At 70.8% G+C, this 21,816-nt stretch carries 20 protein-coding genes; 8 read left to right on the top strand and 12 right to left on the bottom strand.

The features are described 5' to 3' along the window. Positions 1-55 precede the first annotated feature (55 nt). Positions 56-865: a hypothetical protein gene (locus LY12_RS07745; protein ID WP_253854359.1), complete on the top strand. Its 810-nt coding sequence runs from the start codon at positions 56-58 to the stop codon at positions 863-865. Between the two features lie 9 nt (positions 866-874). Then, the gene (locus tag LY12_RS07750; protein WP_253854361.1) at positions 875-1,030 is read left to right on the top strand and encodes a hypothetical protein; all 156 of its coding nucleotides are present in this window, start codon (positions 875-877) and stop codon (positions 1,028-1,030) included. Between the two features lie 84 nt (positions 1,031-1,114). Here LY12_RS07750 and LY12_RS07755 read toward each other — a convergent pair whose 3' ends face one another. The 5 genes from LY12_RS07755 to LY12_RS07775 all read right to left on the bottom strand — a co-directional run bounded on the left by LY12_RS07755 (position 1,115) and on the right by LY12_RS07775 (position 5,641). Further along, complete coding sequence (locus tag LY12_RS07755; RefSeq protein WP_253854994.1) at positions 1,115-2,473, bottom strand: SPFH domain-containing protein; 1,359 nt, start codon at positions 2,471-2,473, stop codon at positions 1,115-1,117. A gap of 203 nt (positions 2,474-2,676) precedes the next feature. Continuing rightward, positions 2,677-3,108 (bottom strand): NfeD family protein, encoded by a 432-nt coding sequence (locus LY12_RS07760; RefSeq protein WP_253854363.1) that lies wholly within the window; start codon positions 3,106-3,108, stop codon positions 2,677-2,679. Positions 3,109-3,281: 173 nt separating this feature from the next. Further along, entirely contained in the window at positions 3,282-4,094 is an 813-nt protein-coding gene (locus tag LY12_RS07765) for a DUF3097 domain-containing protein (protein WP_253854365.1), read from the bottom strand. A gap of 137 nt (positions 4,095-4,231) precedes the next feature. After that, positions 4,232-5,056: an SCO1664 family protein gene (locus LY12_RS07770; RefSeq protein ID WP_253854367.1), complete on the bottom strand. Its 825-nt coding sequence runs from the start codon at positions 5,054-5,056 to the stop codon at positions 4,232-4,234. A 6-nt stretch (positions 5,057-5,062) separates the two neighbouring features. Further along, positions 5,063-5,641, bottom strand: coding sequence for a DUF3090 domain-containing protein (locus LY12_RS07775; protein WP_253854369.1), 579 nt, complete (start codon positions 5,639-5,641; stop codon positions 5,063-5,065). A gap of 106 nt (positions 5,642-5,747) precedes the next feature. On the opposite strand from LY12_RS07775, the gene LY12_RS07780 reads away from it, so the two are divergent. Genes LY12_RS07780 through LY12_RS07790 form a run of 3 tightly spaced genes read left to right on the top strand, consistent with a single transcriptional unit; the run spans position 5,748 to position 9,062 of the window. Further along, positions 5,748-7,730 (top strand): S9 family peptidase, encoded by a 1,983-nt coding sequence (locus LY12_RS07780; RefSeq protein ID WP_253854371.1) that lies wholly within the window; start codon positions 5,748-5,750, stop codon positions 7,728-7,730. After that, complete coding sequence (locus LY12_RS07785) at positions 7,727-8,620, top strand: S66 peptidase family protein (protein WP_253854374.1); 894 nt, start codon at positions 7,727-7,729, stop codon at positions 8,618-8,620. Before LY12_RS07780 ends, LY12_RS07785 begins: the two co-directional genes overlap by 4 nt. A 25-nt stretch (positions 8,621-8,645) precedes the next feature. Further along, positions 8,646-9,062: a TIGR03668 family PPOX class F420-dependent oxidoreductase gene (locus LY12_RS07790; protein ID WP_253854376.1), complete on the top strand. Its 417-nt coding sequence runs from the start codon at positions 8,646-8,648 to the stop codon at positions 9,060-9,062. Here the strand turns inward: LY12_RS07790 and mptB are convergent. From mptB to LY12_RS07820, 6 genes are all read right to left on the bottom strand, one after another. Further along, the gene (gene mptB, locus LY12_RS07795; protein ID WP_253854377.1) at positions 9,031-10,638 is read right to left on the bottom strand and encodes a polyprenol phosphomannose-dependent alpha 1,6 mannosyltransferase MptB; all 1,608 of its coding nucleotides are present in this window, start codon (positions 10,636-10,638) and stop codon (positions 9,031-9,033) included. The genes LY12_RS07790 and mptB overlap by 32 nt on opposite strands. A gap of 110 nt (positions 10,639-10,748) precedes the next feature. After that, positions 10,749-12,386: a dipeptide ABC transporter ATP-binding protein gene (locus LY12_RS07800; protein ID WP_253854378.1), complete on the bottom strand. Its 1,638-nt coding sequence runs from the start codon at positions 12,384-12,386 to the stop codon at positions 10,749-10,751. Continuing rightward, a complete protein-coding gene (locus tag LY12_RS07805; protein WP_253854379.1) occupies positions 12,383-13,264 on the bottom strand; it encodes an ABC transporter permease in 882 nt (293 codons plus the stop codon). The genes LY12_RS07800 and LY12_RS07805 overlap by 4 nt, the downstream gene beginning before the upstream one ends. After that, a complete protein-coding gene (locus tag LY12_RS07810) occupies positions 13,261-14,280 on the bottom strand; it encodes an ABC transporter permease (RefSeq protein WP_253854380.1) in 1,020 nt (339 codons plus the stop codon). Before LY12_RS07810 ends, LY12_RS07805 begins: the two co-directional genes overlap by 4 nt. A 10-nt stretch (positions 14,281-14,290) precedes the next feature. After that, positions 14,291-16,108 (bottom strand): ABC transporter substrate-binding protein, encoded by a 1,818-nt coding sequence (locus LY12_RS07815; RefSeq protein ID WP_253854381.1) that lies wholly within the window; start codon positions 16,106-16,108, stop codon positions 14,291-14,293. A 175-nt stretch (positions 16,109-16,283) separates the two neighbouring features. Further along, positions 16,284-16,703: a hypothetical protein gene (locus tag LY12_RS07820; protein WP_253854382.1), complete on the bottom strand. Its 420-nt coding sequence runs from the start codon at positions 16,701-16,703 to the stop codon at positions 16,284-16,286. A 48-nt stretch (positions 16,704-16,751) separates the two neighbouring features. Between LY12_RS07820 and LY12_RS07825 the strand changes: the two genes are divergently transcribed. Then, positions 16,752-17,627 carry a M55 family metallopeptidase gene (locus LY12_RS07825; RefSeq protein WP_253854384.1) on the top strand — a complete coding sequence of 292 codons (876 nt, stop codon included), beginning with the start codon at positions 16,752-16,754 and terminating at the stop codon, positions 17,625-17,627. 63 nt (positions 17,628-17,690) lie between these two features. Here LY12_RS07825 and LY12_RS07830 read toward each other — a convergent pair whose 3' ends face one another. Further along, the gene (locus tag LY12_RS07830) at positions 17,691-18,185 is read right to left on the bottom strand and encodes a DUF6069 family protein (protein ID WP_253854386.1); all 495 of its coding nucleotides are present in this window, start codon (positions 18,183-18,185) and stop codon (positions 17,691-17,693) included. A 252-nt stretch (positions 18,186-18,437) separates the two neighbouring features. Between LY12_RS07830 and LY12_RS07835 the strand changes: the two genes are divergently transcribed. Beyond that, positions 18,438-20,555 carry an FUSC family protein gene (locus LY12_RS07835; RefSeq protein WP_253854388.1) on the top strand — a complete coding sequence of 706 codons (2,118 nt, stop codon included), beginning with the start codon at positions 18,438-18,440 and terminating at the stop codon, positions 20,553-20,555. Between the two features lie 42 nt (positions 20,556-20,597). Next, the gene (locus LY12_RS07840; protein WP_253854390.1) at positions 20,598-21,587 is read left to right on the top strand and encodes a malate dehydrogenase; all 990 of its coding nucleotides are present in this window, start codon (positions 20,598-20,600) and stop codon (positions 21,585-21,587) included. The last annotated feature ends 229 nt before the right edge of the window (positions 21,588-21,816 follow it).

Consider the following 21,816-nt stretch of genomic DNA (forward strand, 5'->3'; position numbering starts at 1 on the left):
CACACCCCGGCCGCGGCGAGGTGGCCGGCTGGTCGACCGCGTCACACAGTTCTGGGTGCGCACGACCGGCCGGCTGGTGGATCTGCGGCAGTATTCCTGGTTGGACGGCCCGTGGCACGAACCGGACGTGCTCGGCTCGGACTGGGTTCACCACGAGGCCACGCGCCGAGGCGCCGGCGTCACGGAGAAACTCGACAGCGGACTGCTTCCGTCACTGCACGTTCTCGAGGGTGACCACGTGGACCCGGACACGATCGATCCGCGGATCGGTGACTTCTACCGATGCACCGCGGCCTGGCGGCTGGAGCTGTGGTCACAGTGGACCGCGTGGGCCTGGCCGTTCGGGTGGGCCCTCTCGACGCTGTTCAGCCGCAGGCTGCGGCAGCTGAGCCTGCCGCTACGGGGACTCGACAACTCGCGGGGCGTGGACAGCCGGGTACTGGTCGTCGAGGATCCGGCAGGCGTGCGACACGGTGCGGCGTGGCTGCGCGACCTGCGTGCGACCGGCGACACCGTGTTCAGCGGCTGGTACGGCACCGTGACGCTCCCGGGCAGGTCGCAGCCCAGCGTGCGCGTCGTGTTCCCGTTGCCCAACGGCAGCCTCACCGTCCTCCTTCGGCCGAGCAGCTCCGCCGATGGAGGACTGCGACTGCTGTCGCCGCACGGCGAGTTCGGCGACGACGGTGCGTACCTCGTCGTCCGGGCCGATGACGACCACCACGCGTGGGTGCGCCGCATTCCGGTCCACGAACGATTCGACGTGTTCGTCGACGACGAGGGCATCCTGCGCACCGACCACGAACTGCACCTGTGGCGGTTCCCGGTGCTCGCCCTGCACTACCGCATGATGCCGCGCCGGCCGTAAGCTCGGCCGATGACGCGCCCCGGTGAGATCTCGGAAGGTCTGGTCCCTTCCTTTCACCTGGCCGAACAGGGTCGCGAGGACTTCCACCACGAGTCCACGTTCATGCGCTTCCGTCCACTGTCCGAACACGGCACCTGGCGGGGAGGAACGCTCCTGCCGCCGTGACGCCACCGCCGGTCCGGATCGCAGACGAAAGGCCGGTTTCACGGGCATCCGTGGAAACCGGCCTTTCGTCCGTGCCGCGTCTGGCTACTGCTGCCGCGGTGGCCCGCCGAACGGCGGACCCTGCTGCGGCGGGTACTGCCCACCCTGCGGCGGCTGCGGCGGCGGGGTCGGACCGCCCTGTGGCGGCTGCTGCGGCGGGTTGCCGCCGTACGGGCCCGCGGGAGGCTGCTGCTGCGGAGCCTGCTGCGGCGGTGCGGGCGGCGGCGTCGGCTGCGCAGGGGGCGCCGGAGGAAGCTCAGGGGCCTCGTCCTTGTCCTCCTCCGCAGCGGCTTCCGGCTGGGCAGGCGACGTCCCGCCGCCGAGGGCCTGGAGCGCCGCGGGCGGCGGTGTGGGTGCCTGCGGAGTGCCGTGCAGCGGGCCGACCTCCTGGCGTGCGACCTTCTCGGCCTCCCGCACGGCCTCTGCGACGCTCGGGTCCGACTTGGTGTCGAACCAGGACGCGACCTCCTCGTCCTCGAGCGGAGGCATCTCCGTGTCGTCGTCCTTGGGCGGCTCGTACCGGAACACGCCGTCCTCGCCGGGGGCGCCGAGCTTGCGGGCGAAGCCTTCGAGAGCCTGGCCGTACTCGCTCGGAATCATCCAGACCTTGTTCGCATCGCCCTGGGCCATCTGCGGCAGGGTCTGCAGGTACTGGTAGGCCAGCACTTCCGGCGTCGGCTTGCCGGCCTTGATGGCCGCGAACACCTTCTCGATGGCCTTGGCCTGCCCCTGCGCCTGCAGGTAGCGCGCGGCACGTTCACCCTGGGCCCGCAGGATCCGCGACTGCCGCTCGGCCTCCGCCGACAGGATCGAGGCCTGCTTGGACCCCTCGGCCGCGAGGATCTGGCTCTGCTTCTGCCCCTCGGCCGTCTTGATGGCCGACTCGCGTTCACCTTCGGCCGTCAGCACCATGGCGCGCTTCTCGCGGTCGGCGCGCATCTGCTTCTCCATCGAGTCCTGAATGGACGGCGGTGGATCGATGGCCTTCAGCTCGACCCGCGCGACCCGGATACCCCACCGGCCGGTTGCCTCGTCGAGCACGCCGCGCAGCTGCTGGTTGATCTGGTCACGGGAGGTCAGTGCGTCCTCGAGGCTCATACCACCCACGAGGTTCCGCAGCGTGGTGGTGGTGAGCTGCTCGACACCGACGATGTAGTTCGAGATCTCGTACACCGCGGCACGGGAGTCGGTGACCTGGAAATACACGACCGTGTCGATCGAGACCGTCAGGTTGTCCTGCGTGATCACCGGCTGCGGCGGGAACGAGACGACCTGCTCGCGCAGGTCGACCTTGGCGCGCACCTTGTCCAGGAACGGCACGAGGAAGTTCAGGCCGGGACCTGCCACCATCCGGAACCGCCCGAGCCGCTCGATCACGGCCGATTGCGACTGCGGCACCACCATCAGCGCCTTCGCGACCACGACGATCACGAGCAGCGCGATGACGGCGACAACAATCAGTCCTGTTGTCTCCACCTAGTTTCTCCCCTTCACGGTGCGGACCGGGCCCGATGCGTGCACGCTCCCGGTCGGCGGCTATTCGGTTCTGTGGAGCGGCGCCGGCCCGATGCGCGCCGGGTGGCACCGCATCGGATGCGGCCGTCACGTCAGATCGCGGCGGACACGATGGCGGTGGCCCCCTGGATCTCCACGACGGTCACGTGGGTGCCCGCCTCGATGACGTCACCTTCGGTCAGGGTCCGTGCGGACCAGGGTTCGCCGGCGAGCTTCACCTGGCCGCCGTGCGAGTCCACCTCGGACATCGCCACGGCCTGACTTCCCACCAGTGCCTCGGCGTTCGTCTTGATGCCGGGCCCGGCCAGGAAGCGCCGTTTGAGCGCGGGCCGGACGAGCCCCAGCATGCCTGTCGAGACGATCGCGAACACGGCGACATCGATGTAGATGTTGCCCGTGACCGCCTCCGCTCCGGCCGCGGCGAGCGCCCCGGCACCGAGCATGAGCAGGACGAAGTCGCCCGACAGCACCTCGGCCACGATCAGAGCGATGCCGACGATGAGCCAGATGAGCGCCGCTGTCATGCGCACATGCTCCCAGATGCGATTCGGCGAGATGAACCGGATCACAGTACGTGATCGAGGTGTGACCTCGCCCGGTACCGCGGGCACCGACTGACCTCACTCGTTCAGCCTACAGTCCGGGCGGCCGCGAACGCACCTCCGACGTCACCGGGGCCGCCGTGAGCGGCTCCGGCTCAGTCGGCGGGCTCGGTGACGAAGTCGATGAGCCGCTCGACCGCGCCGATGAGGGGCGTTTCGACGTCACGGAAGCTGCCGACGGCCGCCAGCACCCGCTGCCAGCCCTCATAGGTCTCGCCCCAGCCGAGCGCATCGCACACGCCGCGTTTCCACTCGACGCCCTTCGGGATTCGCGGCCACGCCTCGATCCCGAGTACGTCGGGTTTGACCGCCTCCCAGATGTCCACGTACGGATGGCCGGTGATCATCACGTGCGGGTCGGTGATCCCCTCGACGATCCGGGACTCCTTGCTCCCGGGAACGAGGTGGTCGACGAGTACGCCGAGCCGCCGCCCCGGCCCGGTGCCGAACTCGGCGATCGCGTCGGAGAGCACGTCGACCCCGTCCAGCGGTTCGACGACCACACCCTCGACCCGCAGATCGTGCCCCCAGATGCGTTCGACGAGCTCGGCGTCGTGCTTGCCCTCGACCCAGATGCGCGAGTCCCTCGCCACGCGGGCCCGCAGCCCGTCGACGTGTACGGAACCGGACGCCGACTGTGTGCGCTGCGGTGCGGCGGGCTTCGGGGTGCGCGCGGGTACGAGGGTGACGGGTTTGCCGTCGAGCAGGAACGCCGCGGGGCCGAGCGGGAACACCCGGTGCTTGCCGCTGCGGTCCTCCAGGACCGCGTTGCCGTGTTCGAGCCGGACGAGCGCACCGCAGAATCCGCTCGCCGGGTCCTCCACGACGAGGCCCGGCTCGGCGGGAACCTCGGGGATCTTGCGCTTGCGGGAACCGGACATGATGTCGCCGTAGGAATGGGAACGCACGAACCGGAAACCTAGCCGCCCCGGAGGCGAGATCCGGGGAGCGCCACGCCCTCCGGCCCGGGAGGCTGTCGGGCGGCCTGCTGCCGTGCGGTGCGGCCGCGGCGCGACCGGCCCCGGTCACGCCGCGCAGGCTCGGGTCAGAACAGCGGCCAGGGGATCGCACGCCATTCACCGCTGGGCACCGGGAAGGTCCCGGCCTCGATCAGGCCGTCCGTGCGGGTCGCGAGCGCGGCGATCTCGCTGCGGTTCAGGTGCTGCGCCATCGTGGTGCCGAGGTCGCGGTCGAGGGCCCAGCGAAGTTTCCGCAGCTTGTCCAGCACGTCGTCGCCCAGCGGTTCGCCTGCCCAGCCCCACAGCACGGTGCGCAGTTTCGGCTCGGCGTGCAGGCAGATGCCGTGGTCGATGCCGTAGCTCCGGTCGCCCGGCCCCGGCAGGATGTGCCCGCCCTTGCGGTCGGTGTTGTTGACGACGACGTCGAGGATCGCCAGCTCGCGCAGCTCCTCCTCGTCGGCGTGCGCGACCACGAGCGGCCGGCCCTCCTGATCCTCGGCGCGGAGGACGACGCGCCAGTCCTCTGGCAGCTCTTCTGGGGCGAGGACGTCCACCAGTTCGCGTTCCGTCACGTCGATCCACAGCTGCACCATGCCCTCGCCGAACGGGCCGTCCCGCAGCACGGTCGGCGGCACCCTGCCGATCTCGGCAGCCTCGGCGATGAGCGCGGTGGCGACCTCGCGGCCTGCGAGGGTGCCGTCGGGGAAGTCCCAGAGCGGCCGCTCCCCGGTCACGGGCTTGTAGACCACGTCGGCTTCGGCCCCGTCGAGTTCCACGGTGCCGAACAGGGTCAGGTTCGACGCATCGACGACCCTGCCCCGGACATCGAGCCGGCCGCGCGCGATCAGCTCCGCGACGGCCGGGTCCGCCGGGTCGACGGTCCCGCCGGGCTCGCTGTGCGCCTCTGCCACCTCGGCTCAGCTCTCGTCGGTCAGTTCCGAGTCGCGTCGGTAGCCGTTCTGCCGCGGGCAGATGTGGCCGGCGGGGTCGAGCGGCTCACCGCACAGCGGACACGGTTTCCGGCCCGCGCTGACGACGCGGTCGGCACGCGAGGCGAAGGCACGCGCCGCGGGCGGGGTCAGGAACACCCGCACGGCGTCGGGGCCCTCCTCGGTGTCGTCGAGCACGACGGTCTCGTCCACTTCGCCCTCGGTCACGGCGAGCAGTTCGACGACGACGGCCTGGCTGTCGGCGTCCCAGCCCAGACCCATGGTGCCGACGCGGAACTCCTCCTCGACGGGCACGCTGAGCGGCTCGTTGTCGAGGAGCTCGTCCGGGGCCTCTTCCGGCACCTCGGCGTCGAATCTGCTGGCGATCTCCTCGAGCAGGGAGCTCAGCCGTTCGGCGAGCACCGACACCTGCTGCTTCTCGATGGTCACGCTGATCGTCCGCGTGTCCTCGGTGGCCTGCAGGTAGAAGGTGCGATCGCCTGGTTCCCCGACGGTTCCTGCGACGAACCGGTCGGGCTGGCGGAAGACGTGGATGACACGAGCCATGGCACCTCCGACCCTAAGCCAAGTTCCGCGCCGGGTCGCGTCCGGGTGCGACTCGTCGCATGATCTTCGCCCCACCGGTGCAGCGTGCTCCCCTAAGCTGGCGCGCATGCCTGTGATCGCTCCGTTCGGTACCTGGCCGTCTCCGATCACCGCCGATGACGTGGCCGCGGCTGGTGTGACGCCGCAGTGGCTCGACGTCGCCCGCGCCGCCGGGCCCGCTCGGGGACCCGAGGTGTGGTGGGCCGAGGCCCGTCCTGCCGAGGCCGGCAGGGTCGCGTTGGTGCGCGCCGGCGACAACGGGCGTGCCGAGGACGTCCTGCCTGCTCCGTGGAACGTGCGGAACCGGCTGCACGAGTACGGCGGCAGGCCGTGGACGGTCGCCGCCGACACGCTCGCCTTCACCCACTGGGATGACCAGCGGATCTACGCCCGGCCGTTGCCGGACGGCTCCGGTGCCACGCCGGGGCCGGTGCGGCCGCTGACGCCGGAGCCGGACGTCGAACACGGGTTCCGTTACGGCGATCTGCGCCCGGGGCCGGGCGGCGTGGTGTGGGCGGTGCGCGAGACGGTCACGGGGCCACGGCGCACCGACATCGCCCGTGACCTGGTCTCCGTGGACCGCGAGGGTGAGATCCGGTCGCTGGCCGCCACCCACCACTTCCTCACCTCCCCACAGCTCTCCCCCGACGGTCGCCACGCGGCCTGGCTCGGCTGGGACCACCCCGCGATGCCGTGGGACGAGACGGCCGTGTGCGTGGCCGAGGTCGGCGCCGACGGCGGTCTCGGCCCGCACCGCGTCGTGGCGGGCGGCGACGGCGTTTCGGTGTGCCAGCTGGAGTGGGGGCCTGCGGGTGAACTGCTCGCGCTGGCCGATCCCTCGGGCTGGTGGAACCTGCACCGGGTGCCGCTGGACGGCGGAGACGGCGACGCCGGCCTGCTCGCGCTCGCCCCCGTCGAGGCCGAACTGGGCGGGGCGCTGTGGAAGACGGGCGGGCGGTGGCTGGCACCGCTCGACCGGGACCGGTACGCGGTGCTGGCGTCCGGCCGGCTGTCGGTGCTCGACACGGCCTCGGGCACGCTCACGCCCGTCGCCCCGGAACTGACGGCGTGGTCACCGTCGATTGCGGTCGCCGACGGTGACGTCGTCGGTATCGCGGCGGGGCCGCACGCGGAGAGCGCCGTCGTCCGAGTACGGCCCGCCGACGGGACGGTCACCCACCTCACGTCGCAGCCCGAGCTGCCGCCCGCCGAGTACCTGTCGGTGCCGCAGGAGCGCACCTTCCGCACCGCCGACGGTCACGCCGTGCCCGCCTACGTCTATCCGCCGACGCACCCGGAGCACGCCGGCCCGGAGGGGGCACGGCCGCCGTACCTGGTGCACGCCCACGGCGGCCCGACCGGCCGGAACCACCCGGTGCTCGACCTGGACTTCTCCTACTTCACCAGCCGCGGCATCGGCGTCGTGGCCGTCGACTACGGCGGGTCCGTCGGCTACGGCAGGGACTACCGGGAACGGCTGCGCGAGCAGTGGGGCGTCGTCGATGTCGCCGACTGTGCCGCCGTCGCCCGCGCCCTCGCGGCGGAGGGCACCGCCGACCCCGAGCGGATCGCGATCCGTGGCGGCAGCGCAGGCGGGTTCACGGCGGCCGCATCGATGACGTCGACCGGTGCCTACCGTGCGGCGACGATCAAGTTCCCGATCCTGGACCTGGCCCAGTGGACAGGCACCGGCGGCGAGGTCCACGACTTCGAGTCGCAGTACGTCCACGGGCTCGTCGGGCCGCTTCCGGAGACGGCCGAGCGGTACCGCGTCCGCTCCCCCACGCACAACCTCGACGGGCTGGCGGGTCCGGTGCTGTTGCTGCAGGGGCTCGACGACGAGATCTGCCCTCCCGACCAGGCCGAACGGTTCGTCGAGGCGTTGGAGGGCAGCGGGATCCCGCACGCCTATCTCCCGTTCGAGGGCGAGCAGCACGGCTTCCGCAGTGCTGCCACCATCGTCGCCGCGCTGCAGGCGGAACTGGCCTTCTACGGGCGGGTGTTCGGCTTCGCCACTCCGGACGTTCCGACGCTGGAGCTGCGCCGATGACGCCGCGTGCCCTCCGGCAGGGCGACACCGTGGCGCTGGTCGCCCCGTCGGGGCCGATCGCCGACGAGCTCGCGGATCAGGCGGTCGGCGCACTCACCGCGTGGGGGCTGCGGGTCGAGGTGTTCGACGGTGTCCGTGCCCGCCACCCCCGGTATCCGTATCTCGCGGGAACCGATCAGCAGCGCGCAGCCGACTTCACCGCGGCGTGGACACGGGACGACGTCGCGGCCGTGGTTGCGGCGCGTGGCGGGTACGGCGCCCAGCGCATGATCGACCTGATCGATTGGGCGGCCGTCCGGGCCGCCGGGCCGAAGCCGTTCGCCGGGTCGAGCGACATCACGGCGCTCCACGCCGCGCTCGCGCATCACCTCGGTGCGCCGACCGTGTTCTCGACGATGCCTGCCTCGACCCTGTTCGACGACGTCGCGGCCGAAAGTCTGCGCGAGGCGCTGTTCGATCCCGGCGGGACCAGGACCGTGCGCGGACCGTCCGCGCGCACCCTCGCGGCCGGCACGGCCACCGGCCCCACGGTGGGTGGCAACCTCAGCCTGCTCGCCGCGAGCACGGGTACGCCGGAGCAGCAGCGCGCCGCCGGCGCGATCGCGCTGCTCGAAGACGTGGGTGAGGACCTCTACCGGATCGACCGGATGCTGACGCAGCTGTTGCGGTCCGGGTGGTTCGACGGTGTCGCCGGGATCGCGCTCGGATCGTGGGCGGAGTGCGGCGCCACCGACGACGTCGAGGCCCTGGTCCTGGAGCGTCTCGGCCCGCTCGGCGTGCCGATGGTGTGGGAGCTGGGTTTCGGCCACCACAAGGGCGCGCTCACCGTTCCGCTGGGCGTCAGGGCGACGTTGGACGCCGACGCCGCCCACCTCGTGGTCAACTCCTGACGTCGTACCGGCCTACGCTCGGGTCATGAAGCTCGATCCGGTCGACGCCCGGTCCAGGTTCCGATCCGCGCGGGTGGCGACACTCGCCACCGCCGATGCGGCGGGGGTGCCCCATCTCGTGCCGGTGACCTTCGCGGTCGAGGGCGACACCGTGGTGTTCGCGATCGACGACAAGCCCAAGTCGACACTGAACTTGCGGCGGCTGCGCAACATCACCGAGAACCCGCGGGTGTCGCTACTGGTCGATCACTACGAGGACGACTGGCGCAGGCTCTGGTGGGTGCGCGCCGACGGCACCGCGGCCGTGCACGACGACGGGGCGGACCGGTTGCCGGCGATCCGCGCGCTGACCGCGCGCTACCCCCAGTACGAGGACAGCCCGCCGCGTGGTCCGGTGGTGGTGATCGCCGTCAGCGCGTGGAGCGGCTGGTCGGCGAGCTGAGCGGCAGTTCGGGGCGGCGCACGTCGGGCCGCCGCCACGCGGCCACCAGGCCCAGCGGGTCGGGTTTGAGCAGGGACGCGGCCGCGTACAGGCTCGCCGCGACGACGCCCAGGATGAACCACCAGTGGTACAGGCTCTGTTCGCCCGTCGGGTAGTACACGAGCACGAGGAACACGCTGATCCCGACCACCGCGGCCAGGTGGGTCCGCTTCCACCGGAACAGCGCCAGGATCATGAAGCCCCAGGTGAGGTACCACGGCAGTGTCGGCGGCGCGAAGATCGCCACCGTCAGCAGCGCGATCCCCATCCGGAAGATCGTGGTGTTGGCGTCACCGTGGCGTGCCAGCCACCACTGCCGCACGGCGATGGCGGCGAGCGCCAGCCAGCCGAGACCGCGCGCCACGTCGATGAACGGCCCCGGCGGCACGTCGACGATCGTCTTCACGAGGGTGTGCACGGCCTCGCCGACACCGCTCGGGAAGTTCAGCCAGTTGACGATGATCTGCGGTGCGGACAGGCCGGCGAACCAGCCGAGGTTGAACGAACCGAGCGAGGCCCAGGTGCCGGCGACGAACACCACGCCGAAGATGCCCAGCGAGGGAGTCACGGCGGCGACGAAGCGCCGGAACAGGCTGCGCTCCGGCGGCAGGTGGTTGGCCCAGATCCACACCAGGAACGGCAGGGCGATCGCAGCCGTCGGCTTGATCAGCATCCCGACCGTGACGAGCGCGATGGCGAGCGCGTGCTTGCGTTCGAGGGCCAGCAGCACCCCGACAGCGAGGAAACCGAGCATCAGCAGGTCGTTGTGGGGACCGCCGACGAGGTGGATGACCATCATCGGGCTGGCCACCGCGAGCCACATCGTGACCGCGAGGTTGCCGCCGAGCTTGCGGACGAGTTTCGGCAGCGCCCACAGCACGGCGGCCAGGCCCACCAGCAGGACGAGCCGGGTGACGATCACGCCTGCGATCATGTTCTCGCCCGTGGCGCCCACGATGTGCTGCGAGATCCACAGGAACAGCGGGCCGTACGGTGCGGGCGTCGTCTGCCACAGCGGATGCACGTTCTCCACGACCGTGGGCAGTGTGTCGAGCGCGGCCGGACCGTAGGCGTACGGATCGAGCCCGTGCAGCAGTTGCGCGCCCTGGCCCAGGTAGGAGAAGACGTCCCGGGTGAACAGCGGCGGCGCGACGAGCAGCGGCGCCATCCAGGACAGCGCGGCGATCACCACCGGGCGGGCGCCGATCAGCCCCGCCAGCACGTACCGGCCGAGCCGGACCCACGCCCACACGACGAGGCCGAACCCGGCGTACAGCAACCCGGTCATCAGGACCTGGCCGTGGCCGTACCGGATCCACGACAGCGGGCCCTCGCTGAGCACCGGGTCGTGCACCAGTACCCCGGCGGCACCGAACGACGCGATCAGCACCAGCACGCTGCCGACCACGCCCATGAGCGTGGTGCGCAGCGGAAACCGTCCCGGGACGCGCTCGGCGTCGGCCGGGATGAACGTGTCCGCAAGGCCCTTACCGGTCCGGGTTCCGGCGCCGGGCACGGGGTCTGTGGTGGTCGCCATACTAGGTTTCGAGGTTACACACCACGTTCGGACGCCCTGATATCACCCGACGTATCCGGCGTCACTACGCGTATCGGCGTATTCCGATGGTGCGAGGCTCGCGACCGCGTTCAACCCGCGTACCGGGCGTCGTCCGGCCCGGGTGACGGCAGTGCCGCGAGCAGCTTCTTCGTGTACTCGTGGTGCGGTTCCAGCAGCACCTGTTCCACGGGGCCGACCTCGACGAGCTCTCCCCGGAACATCACCGCCACCCGGTCGGCGATGTTCCACGCGAGGCCCAGGTCGTGGGTGATCACCAGCGCGGCCAGGCCCAGCTGCCTGCGCAGTCGCAACAGCAACCCGAGGATCTCCCCGCGCACCGAGGCGTCCAGCGACGCGACCGGTTCGTCGGCCACCAGCACACTCGGATTCAGAGCCAGGGCACCGGCGATCACGACACGTTGGCGCTGGCCCCCGGAGAGTTCGTGCGGCAGCCGCGTCAGATACCGCTCGGCCGGCCTGAGTTCGGCGGCCTCCAGCGCGGCCACGACGATGTCACGCTCGTTTCCGCCGAGTCGGTGGATGCGCGGGCCTTCGGCCACGGACTCGTACACGGTGTGCCGCGGGTTGAGCGCGCTGCTCGGGTCCTGCAGCACGAGCTGGACGTGGCGCCGGTAGTCCCGCAGTCCGGATGCGGAGGCCGGCACGGGCCTGCCGTCGTGGTGCACCTCGCCCGACGTCGGCTGCTGCAGGCCGAGCAGGGTCCTGGCGAGCGTGGTCTTGCCCGAACCGGACTGCCCGACGAGCGCGACGATCTCGTCCCGCTGCACGTCGAGATCGACGCCGTCCACCGCGGCCACGGCGGTCCCGGTGCGGTCGCGGAAATGCACCCGCAGGTTCCGCGCCGACAGCAGCACCGGCTGCTGCGGGTCCCGCTCCCCCTCCGGCGGCAGTGGCTCCGACGTGGCGGGCGCGTACCGCGACGCCGGGTCGCCGACCTCGGGGAACGCGGCGGCGAGGGCCCGCGTGTGTTCGTGGTGCGGTGCCGTGATGACGTCCTTCGCGTCACCGGTCTCGACGATGCGCCCCTGGTACATGACGGCGATGCGGCTGCAGGCCGAGGCGAGTACCGACAGGTCGTGGGTGATGAACACGAGGCCGATCCCGCGCTCGGCAACCAGCCTGCCGAGCAGGTCGAGGACCTGCGCCTGCACGATCACGTCGAGCGCGGTCGTCGGTTCGTCGGCGATGACGAGCCGCGGATCGCACGCCAGGGCCATGGCGATCATGACGCGCTGCTTCTGCCCGCCGGACAGCTCGTGCGGGTAGGCCCGCGCCTTCGCGGGCGGGAGGTCCACCTGTTCGAGCAGTTCGCGCACGCGCGTGTCGATCTCGGTCGCGCTCGCCCCGGTGTGCAGCCGGAGCGGTTCGGCGATCTGCCTGCCGACCCGCTGCACCGGGTTGAGCGCGTGCATCGCCCCCTGGAACACGACCGACGCCTCGGACCAGCGTGCGGCCCGCAGCCTGCCCCAGCGCATCGCGGCGACGTCCTCGCCGTCGAGCAGGACCCGGCCGGTGACGGTCGCCGACTTCGGCAGCAGCCGCAGCACGCCGGCGACGACGGTGGACTTGCCGGACCCGGACTCGCCGGCGATGCCGAGGGTCTCGCCCGGCTGCAGGGTCAGGTCGACGCCGCGTACGGCCTGGAGGTCGCCCTCGCCGGTCCGGTACGTGACGCCGAGGTCCTGCAGTTCGAGTAGCGGTGTCACCGGTCCCCCTTCAGGCGCGGGTCGAGCACGGTCTCCAGCGCGCGTCCCACGAGGGTGAACGACAGCACCACCAGCACGATCGCGACGCCGGGTGGCAGCAGATACCACCAGGCACCCGCCGTCACCGCGCCCGACTGGTTCGCACGGTCGAGCATCGACCCCCACGAGATCTCGGGGCCGGACATGCCCAGGAACGCCAACGTCGATTCGGCGATGATCGACCCGCCGACGACGAGGGTCGTGTTCGCGAACACCAGCGGCAGCACCGACGGGAGCACGTGGTTGCCGATGATGTGCGTGTGCCCGCCGCCCAGCGCCTTCGACCGTTCGATGTAGGGCCTGCTCTCCACCGCCAGCGTCTGCGCCCGCACCAGTCGCGCGGTGGTCGGCCACGACGTGATGCCGATCGCCATGATCACGGTCCACATCGATTTGGGCAGCACGGCCATCAGCACCGCTGCCAGCACCAGTGCCGGCAGCACGAGGAAGAAGTCGGTGATGCGCATCAGCACCGCCGAGATCCACCCGCCGAAGTGCGCCGACACCACGCCGACGAGCGTGCCCACGACCACCGACAGCAGGGTCGCCGCGAATCCGACCAGCAGGGACACCCGCGCGCCCCACAGCGTCAGCAACAGCACCGATCGTCCGGACTCGTCCGTGCCGAGCCAGTACTCACCGCTCGGCGGCTCCAGCGACCCGCCCGTCGCGCTGACGACGTCGAGGCCGTCCTGATCGATCAGCAGCGGCGCCAGCAGCGAGAACGCCACGAGCAGTGCGATGAACGCGGCCCCGAAGAGTCCGCCGCGGTTGGTCCGGAACCGCCGCCACCCCTGCGCCGCGGCCGCGCGCCTGCGTGCCCACACCGGCGCGCTCATGAGGCACGCACCCGCGGGTCGACGACGCGGTACAGCAGGTCCGCGACCAGGTTCATCACGATCACCGAACCGGCCAGGATCACGAACACTCCTTGCAGTACGGGCAGATCGGGTCCGCGTAGTGCCTCGTAGGTCAGCAGGCCGAGCCCCGGCCAGGAGAACACGGCCTCGACGGTCACCGTTCCGGACACGACCATGCCGAACTGCAGGAAGATCAGGGTCATGGTCGGCAGCAGTGCGTTGGGCACCGCGTGCCGCCTGCGCACCAGATCGTCGCGGAGTCCCTTGGCCCTGGCCGTCCGCAGATAGTCGGCGCCCATCTCTTCGAGCAGGGATGAGCGCATGACCAGCATGTACTGGGCGTAGATCACCAGCAGCAACGTCAGGCACGGCAGCGTCAGATGCCACCCGACGTCGAGGGCCTGCATGACGAACCCGTTCGGCGGGTCGACCGAGGTCATGCCGCGGCTCGGGAACACGCCCTGCGTGGCGATGAGCAGCAGCAGGCCGAGCCAGAACTGCGGCATCGACCACAGCGCGAGGGTGATGCCGGTCTGCGTACGGTCGAACAGCCCGCCCCTCCGCCACGCCGCGCGGACCCCGAGCCAGAGCCCCAGCACCACGGCCAGCGCCGTCGCGGTCCCGACCAGCAGCAGGGTGGGCCAGACCCGTTCGGCGATCATGGCGCCCACCGGCCTGCGGTACATGTAGGACGTGCCGAAGTCGCCCTGCAGCAGCCCGCCCACGTAGTCGAGGAACTGTTGCCAGACGGGCTGGTCCAGTCCCAGTCGTTCGCGCAGGTGGGCGAGTTGCTCCGGGCCGGTCGGGCGTTCCCGCGTCATCGTGACGAGCGGGTCGCCGGGGATCATCCGGAACAGGAAGAACCCCAGCGCCACGACGAAAACGAGGCTCACCAGCGCGCCGCCGACCTTTCCCGCGACGTACCGCACCGTGGAGGTGCCGCTGCGCCGTTCGTCGGGGTCGGCGGCGTGCTGGTCGGTCGGGCCAGTGGTCACCGGCTGTTACCTACTCCCGGTCGTCCGCGGAACCCTTGCGGCGCGCCAGCATCGTGCCGCCGCCGGCGAGCACGACCAGCGCGACCGCGCCGATGGCCACCCACGCGCCGGTCGGCATGCCGCCACCCTCACCGCCGCCGACCGGCCGGGCTCCCGCGAATCCCCAGTACCCGGTCTGCTCCATGATGACGCCCTCGCCCTTCGGCTGCCGGGGAAAGCCGTCCCACCGGTCGGAGCGGTACGCCTCGAGGGCCTGCTCGTAGGCGATGACGACGCTCGGTGCCGCCTTGTAGTACATCTCCTGGGCCTGCGTGACGGCCTCGGCGCGCTTGTCGGTGTCCATCTCGGCGAGTTGCCGGCGGTAGAGCTCGTCGTAGGCGGGGTCGCAGTAGAACGCGCTGCTCGTGCCGTTGCCGTCCGAGGTGGGCAGCGCATCGCACGTCTGCTTCGCGAGGATGTAGTCCGGGTCGGGATTCGTGCCCCAGCCGGACAGGGCCAGGTCGTAGTTGGCCGCGGTGGTCTGCTCGTCGACCTGGTTGTCGGACACCAGGTTCTTCGTGACGCGGATGCCGACGTCACCGAGCCAGCCCGCGATGAAGTCGGCGGCGCGGACGTCGAAATCCTCACTGGAGCGCCCCGTCAGGCGCAGTTCGAGGGGCCTGCCGTCGTCGTCGCGGCGGATGCCGTCGGGCCCCTTCTCGTAGCCGGCCTCGTCCAGCATCCGGTTCGCGCGGCCGGGGTCGTGCGTGTACTTGTCCTCTTCGGACGGCTCGTAGTGGAATTTGTCGTAGATCGGTGGCACGAGGCCGCCGGGCAGTTGGCCGTACCCGCCGAGCACGCGGTCGACGAGCGTCTTGGGGTCGATCGCGTAGGCGATCGCCTGCCGCACCTGTTGCTTGCGCAGCGCGGGGTGGCCGTTGCCGATGCTCTCGCCGCCCCGGGTCTCGGCCCCGGGGTTGATCATGAGTTCGCTGAACCGGCGTCCGTTGGCGGAGTTCGTGGTGATGCCGTCGCTGCCTTCGAGCGTCTCGAACTGTGCCGGGGTGAGCCGGTTGACGAAGTCCACCTCGCCGCTCTGCAGCGCCGAGACCGCGGCGTCGGCGTTCTCGAACCGGATGAACTGCAGTTCGTCGACCGCGACGTCACTGCGCCAGAATCGATCGTTGGCTTCGAGCTTGACGAACCGGTTGGGCTGGTACTCGCTGATCACGAACGGGCCGCTGCCCACGCCGACGTACTCGAGCGTGTCGGTCTTCGGGGCGGCGAAGTCCTCCACGTCCGACCAGACGTGCTCGGGAACGATCGGGATGTCGAGGGCGGTCATGCTCGCCTGCGGTTCGGAGGTCCGGACCTCGACCGTGTCCTCGTCCGGGGTGGTGACCTTCTCGAAGTTCTCGACGTAACTGCCGTTGGCCTCCGCGGCCACCGGGTCGTTCATGATCTTCTCGAGGGTGAACTTCACGTCCTCCGACGTGACGTCCTCACCGTCGGACCAGGTCACGTCCGGGTTGACCGTGTAGGTCCAGGTCAGCCCGTCCTCCGACGACTCCCACTCCGAGGCCACTCCCGGGGACGGGGTGGCGTCCTCGGCCGAGGGCGGCGTCATGAACTCCCAGGTCATCCGGCCGATCATCGTGCTGGAGGCGAAGCTCGCCGTGAACGGATTCAGGTGGTCGATCTCCTGCACCAATGCGACACGGAGTACCGACCGCTCGTCGTCGCCGGTCTCCTGCGCGCCGGCCGCGGGAGTGAACGGCCCCGCCACGAGCAGGGGTGTCAGCGCGGCGGCGGATACGGCTCTGCCGCGGCGGGATCGAGCTGTTCGCACGTTGCACCTCGTTGTCGACTGAGCGGATGACCCGAAGCGCAAAAAGTAACCACCCCCGCGAACATGATGTCAACGTTTTACACACGGGTTGCTCACCGGAAACAGACGGAAGTAGGAACGTCGCCCGGAAAGGACGTGCCCGCGTCAGGGCGCGGTGCGCCGGTGGGCCGGACCGTCAGTGCGGCGCGAGCCCATGCTGGATGAGCGCTTCCTCCAGTTCGAGCCGCGCGATGTCCCGGTCGATGCCCGTCGCCTCGTCGAGTCGGTCTGCCGGGATGTCGGCGATCGCGCAGGCCTCGGCCAGCACCGCGTCGTAGCGGGCGCAGGCTTCGTCCCGGTGGAAGCGGGACGCGTCGGGTTCGAGCGTGACGAGCGCGTGGTGGGCGCGGCGCAGGTCGGCGGCCACCACTTGGACGGCGCGGCGCCGCGGGATCGGCCCTCCGGCCGCCCGGTGCCGTTGGGCGGCGCGGCGTGCGGCGCCCGGCAGCAGCACGATGAGCAGCACCACGATCGTCGGTGCCACGAAGATCGCAGCGTGCACGAGGACGCCGGTGGCCATACCCCAGGATACGACGATTCCGGTCGAATCCGACACCGTCGGCGGCATGATCCTTTGGCCCGCCCGCCGTCGTAGCCTGTGCCCATGACACAGCCTGCGCCCGCGAACGAGTCCGGCCGTCCGACCCCGGGACCGCGCGTCCTGATCTCCGCCGACATGGAAGGCGTCACCGGCGTGACCTGGACCGACGACGTCGTGCCCGGCACCGAGCAGTGGCAGCGGTTCCGCGGGCTGTTCACCGGTGACGTGAACGCGGCTGTCGCGGGCCTGTGCGCGGGTGGCGCCGGCGGCGCCCTCGTCAACGAGGCACACCTGTCACAACGGAACCTGCTCCTGGAGGAGCTCGACACCCGCGCACGACTGCTGACCGGCAGGCACAAGCCGCTGTCCATGATGGAGGGTGTCGATTCCGGTGTGGACGGTGCCGTCCTGCTGGGCTACCACGCGGGTTCGGGGTGCGAGGGCGTGCTGTCCCACACCTACCTTCCCGCACACATCACGGGCGTGTGGCTCGACGAAGTCCCAGCCAGCGAAGGCAGGCTCAACACCGCGCTGGCCGCCGAGTACGGCGTGCCGGTCCTCGTGGTCACCGGTGACGACCGGGCGTGCGCCGACGCCGCCGAGTACGCGCCCGACGCAGAACACGTCGTCGTCAAGGAATGCGTGAGCCGGTACGCGGCGGTGTGCGACCCGCCGTCGGTCACGGCCTCCCGGATCGCCGAGGCGGCCGAGCGGTCGATGGCCCGTGCGGGCAGGGTCGCGCCGGTCGTCGCCGCGCACCGCATCGAGATCGAGTTCGACGCCAGCCATCTCGCGCAGGCCGCCGCGGTCGTGCCGACGGTGGCCGAAACCGGCCTGCGGCGGATCGCTTTCGAGGCGGCGACGATGACCGAGGCGATGAAGGCGTTCAAGGTCGTCACCGCGATCGCCGACAGCGCGGTGCAGGGCAAGTACGGCTGAGCCGGGAATCGGCCCACACCCCGGGATCGGGATCGTGCCGGCGGTGCTCGGTCCCGGCGGTGTTCAGTCGTCGAGGGCCTTCGTCGCCATGCCGGTGACGAGCGAGCCGATGGCGATGCCCATGACGACGTACACCAGGGCGCTGGCGACCTGCACCTCGATCTCGACCGCGATCGTGAACGGCCACACCGCGAACACGACCGTCACCAGGCCGACGATCCAGCCGAGGAACGCCATCGGCCGGGGCGCCACCAGCAACAGCAGATGTGCCAGCACCGTTGCGAGCAGCGAACCGACGACGCCGAATCCGGCCAGCCAGACCGCGCCGATGTAGTCGACGGCCCCTTCGGCGTTCGCCGGGGCCATCACGGGAATGTCGAACACGCCGGTGACGACCAGCGTGGCGACCACCCCGACCAGCGCGGCGACGAGCGCGGTCGCGGCGCCGCCCGCCCACAGCGTGCCCGCGTTGACACGTGGCTTCGCCGAGTCCGCGTGGCGGTAGTCGCCGTGTCCGCCGTGGGACTCGTACCCGTCGGATCCGTAGTAGCTGCTCACCATGCATGACGGTAAACGCGGTGCAGCGTGTCCGCGACTCGACGCGGTGCTCCGGCAGGGGCGGCACTCCATCAGGGGATGCCCGCCCGGGCGGCGGTGGTGTCGTCCGGACGCGCTTCCCCTGCGGTCTACGGTGTGGTGCGTGGCTCATACCGGTTCCCGTTGCCCGCCTGGCTGCACACCCCGCGGCACGCGGTGCACCGACGGGCGCGGAGGCGGTGACCTCCGTGTGGTGCCGCCGGGATCGCACGGATGATCGGCACCGTCCTGGAGACCGCGGTCGATCGGCTGCGCGCCTCGGATCCCGGGTGGAGCCGTAGCCGCCGCGCGCTGTCGGCGGTGCTCGGCATCGGGATCACGGTGTCGGTCCTCGTTCCCGTCGGCCTGCCGCTGCCGGTGATACTGGTCGGAGCCGTGGGTGCGCTCATGGCCGCGTTCACGATCAGCGACCCGGAGCCCGCCGGGCAGGCGGTGTCGCTCGGGCTCGTGTTCGTCGTCGGCTCCGCCGCGCTGACGGCCGCGAGTCTCGGCCAGGCCGTGCCACCGCTCGACGGCATCGTGTTCGTCCTGCTGATCTTCGTGGCCGTCTACGCACAGCGTTTCGGCGCCCGTGGCGTCGCACTCGGCTCGGCGCCGTTCTTCCTGTTCTTCTTCGCGATGTTCCTGCAGACACGGCTCGAGCACGTGCCGGCCCTGTTGCTGGCGCTCTCCACCGGGCTGGCTGCGAACGCGATCGTGCGTTTCGTGCTGCTGCCGCGCAGGGCGGGCCGCGAGCTGCTCGCGATACGCCGTTCGTTCCGCACCAGGCTCAGCGCCAGCGTCACGGCCGCCGCGAACCACCTGGCCGCCGGCGGCACGCAGCGCACCGGGAAGCAGGTCCGCCGGGCGGGCGACCGGTTGCACGAGGCCGTGCTGCTGATCGAGGACACGATCGGCGACGTCTTCGACGATCCGAAGGCGGCCGCGCTCCTGCGGCGCCGGGCGCTGGAGGTCGAGCTGGCCGCGCAGTGGCTCGCGATCACCACTCGCAGAGCGTGCGGCGAGGACCTCGCCGAGGCGGTGCGCGACGACCTCGTGGCGCGGTTGCACCGCTTCCGTTCCCTCATCGAGCGCGATCCGCGTGAGCTTCCGGTCATCGCCGACACCCGGGAGTTCAGCGAACTGCTCGTCAGCGGCAGCAGACTGGGTGACCGCACCGAGCCCGGTGACGACGTGCGCCGCGCGATCGCCGAACTGGCTCTCGCCGACCTCAACGCGCAGCGCATCGCCGAGAACGACTTCTCAGCCGAACCGGAACCGCCGGACGGCGCGGAACCCGAGCGCACGCCGGTGCTGGCCTACGACAACACGACGCGCAGTGCGATCCAGGCGGTGCTGGGTGGCGGACTGGCCGTCGTCGGCGGCGAACTGGTGTCGCATCAGCGGTGGTACTGGGCGGTGCTGACCGTGTTCGTCGTCTTCCTCGGCACGTCGAGTGCGGGCGCCACGCTGATCAAGAGTGCCCGCCGCATCGTGGGCACGATCGTCGGGATCTTCGCGGGCGCAGTGTGCGCCCTCGCCGTGGCCGGGAACGTACCGGCCACGATCGTGCTGATCCTCGTGTGCGTGTTCGGCATGGTGTTCTTCGCCCGTGCGTCACAGGTCGGGATGACGTTCTTCATCACCACGATGCTCGGCCTGCTCTACAGCCTCCTGGGCACGTTCAGCATCGACGTGCTCGGTGTGCGGCTCGCCGAGACGGCGGTCGGCGCAGCCTCCGGGGTGCTGGCGGCCGTCGTGATCGTGCCGGTGCGCACGCGGGCGGCGATGCTCGACGACGTCGCGACCGCGCTCGACGATCTGCGGGAGTACGTGACACAGGCGCGGGCTCTGCTGTCCGGGGTGGACAACGTGAACGTCATCGAGCTGTCGCGAACGCTGGACCGGGACGTCGAACAGGTGCGTACCGTCGTCGAACCGCTCACCCACCCGATCAGCCTGCGGGCGGCACGGCGGGACTACGGCTGGTACGTGCTCGACACGCTCGACGCCGTCGCGTTCCGGGCGCGGCACATCGCCGCGCGTGCCCGGCCCGGGCTGCTGGCGCTCGACGACCGGCTCGACACCGTGACCACGAGGATCACCCACAACATCGACGTGCTGCTGGACGCCATCCACTCCCCCGGCGCACAGGGGCACGTCGAACCGCCACCGGGAGACGACGGCATCCGCCCCGACGACGAGGCGGCGCAGCGGGTCGTACTGGCGAGCTTCGCCAAGCTCGACGAGGCCGTCGGCGCGCTCGGCAAAGCGTTCGGCGTCACACCTCGGCCCGGCTCAATCGTTACAGGTGAGGCGACGCACCCGCCCGGATCCGGCACCGCCGGATAGCATCCCGAGTACAAGCACTGAACCCATCAGCAGGAGAACGTTATGACCCAGGCCCCTGTCAACGTCACCGTCACCGGCGCGGCCGGCCAGATCGGTTATGCGCTGCTGTTCCGCATCGCGTCCGGTCAGCTGCTCGGCCAGGACACGCCGGTCAAGCTGCGGTTGCTCGAGATTCCGCAGGCGGTGAAGGCGGCCGAGGGCACGGCGCTGGAACTCGAGGACTGCGCGTTCCCGCTGCTGGCCGGTGTCGACATCTTCGACGACGCCAAGAAGGCCTTCGAAGGCACCAACGTCGGCCTGCTCGTCGGCGCACGCCCCCGTGCCAAGGGTATGGAGCGCGGCGACCTGCTCGAGGCCAACGGCGGCATCTTCAAGCCGCAGGGTGAGGCCATCAACGCCGGCGCTGCCGACGACGTGAAGGTCCTCGTGGTGGGCAACCCGGCCAACACGAACGCGCTGATCGCCCAGGCGCACGCCCCGGACGTGCCCAAGGAGCGCTTCACCGCCATGACGCGGCTGGACCACAACCGTGCCGCGGCGCAGCTGGCCACGAAGCTCGGCGTCGGCGTCGCCGACATCAAGAAGCTCACGATCTGGGGCAACCACTCGGCCACGCAGTACCCGGACATCTTCCACGCCGAGGTGAACGGCAAGAACGCCGCGGAGGCCGTCGGCGACCAGAAGTGGCTCGAGGACGAGTTCATCCCGCGTGTGGCCAAGCGCGGCGCGGAGATCATCGAGGCTCGCGGCGCCTCGTCCGCGGCGTCGGCGGCCAACGCCGCCATCGACCACGTCTACGACTGGGTCAACGGCACGTCCGAGGGCGACTGGGTCTCGATGGGTATCCCGTCCGACGGTTCCTACGACGTGCCGGAGGGCATCATCTCGTCGTTCCCGGTCACCACGAAGAACGGCAAGTACGAGATCGTGCAGGGCCTGGAGATCGACGAGTTCTCCCGCGGCAAGATCGACGCCTCTGTCAAGGAGCTCACCGACGAGCGCGACACCGTGAAGGAGCTCGGCCTGATCTGATCGCGCCACCCGCGTTCGAGGGGGCCGCCGGAGCCATTCGTTCCGGCGGCCCTTTTTTGTGCGGTTCCTGGCTCGCACCCCGGCCTGCGCGGCGAGCTGTGGTCGTGCGGGCCGCGGGTACGCGGTCGCACGGGACGATGCGCACGGCGGGACGGCGCGCGTCGATCTCCGACTCGCGCCCTATCCCGTGACTACTCAACGTGTTGCCGGTCACGTTTCGGCCTGTACG

This window comes from Prauserella alba, assembly GCF_024171735.1.
Taxonomy (GTDB): Bacteria; Actinomycetota; Actinomycetes; order Mycobacteriales; family Pseudonocardiaceae; genus Prauserella; species Prauserella alba.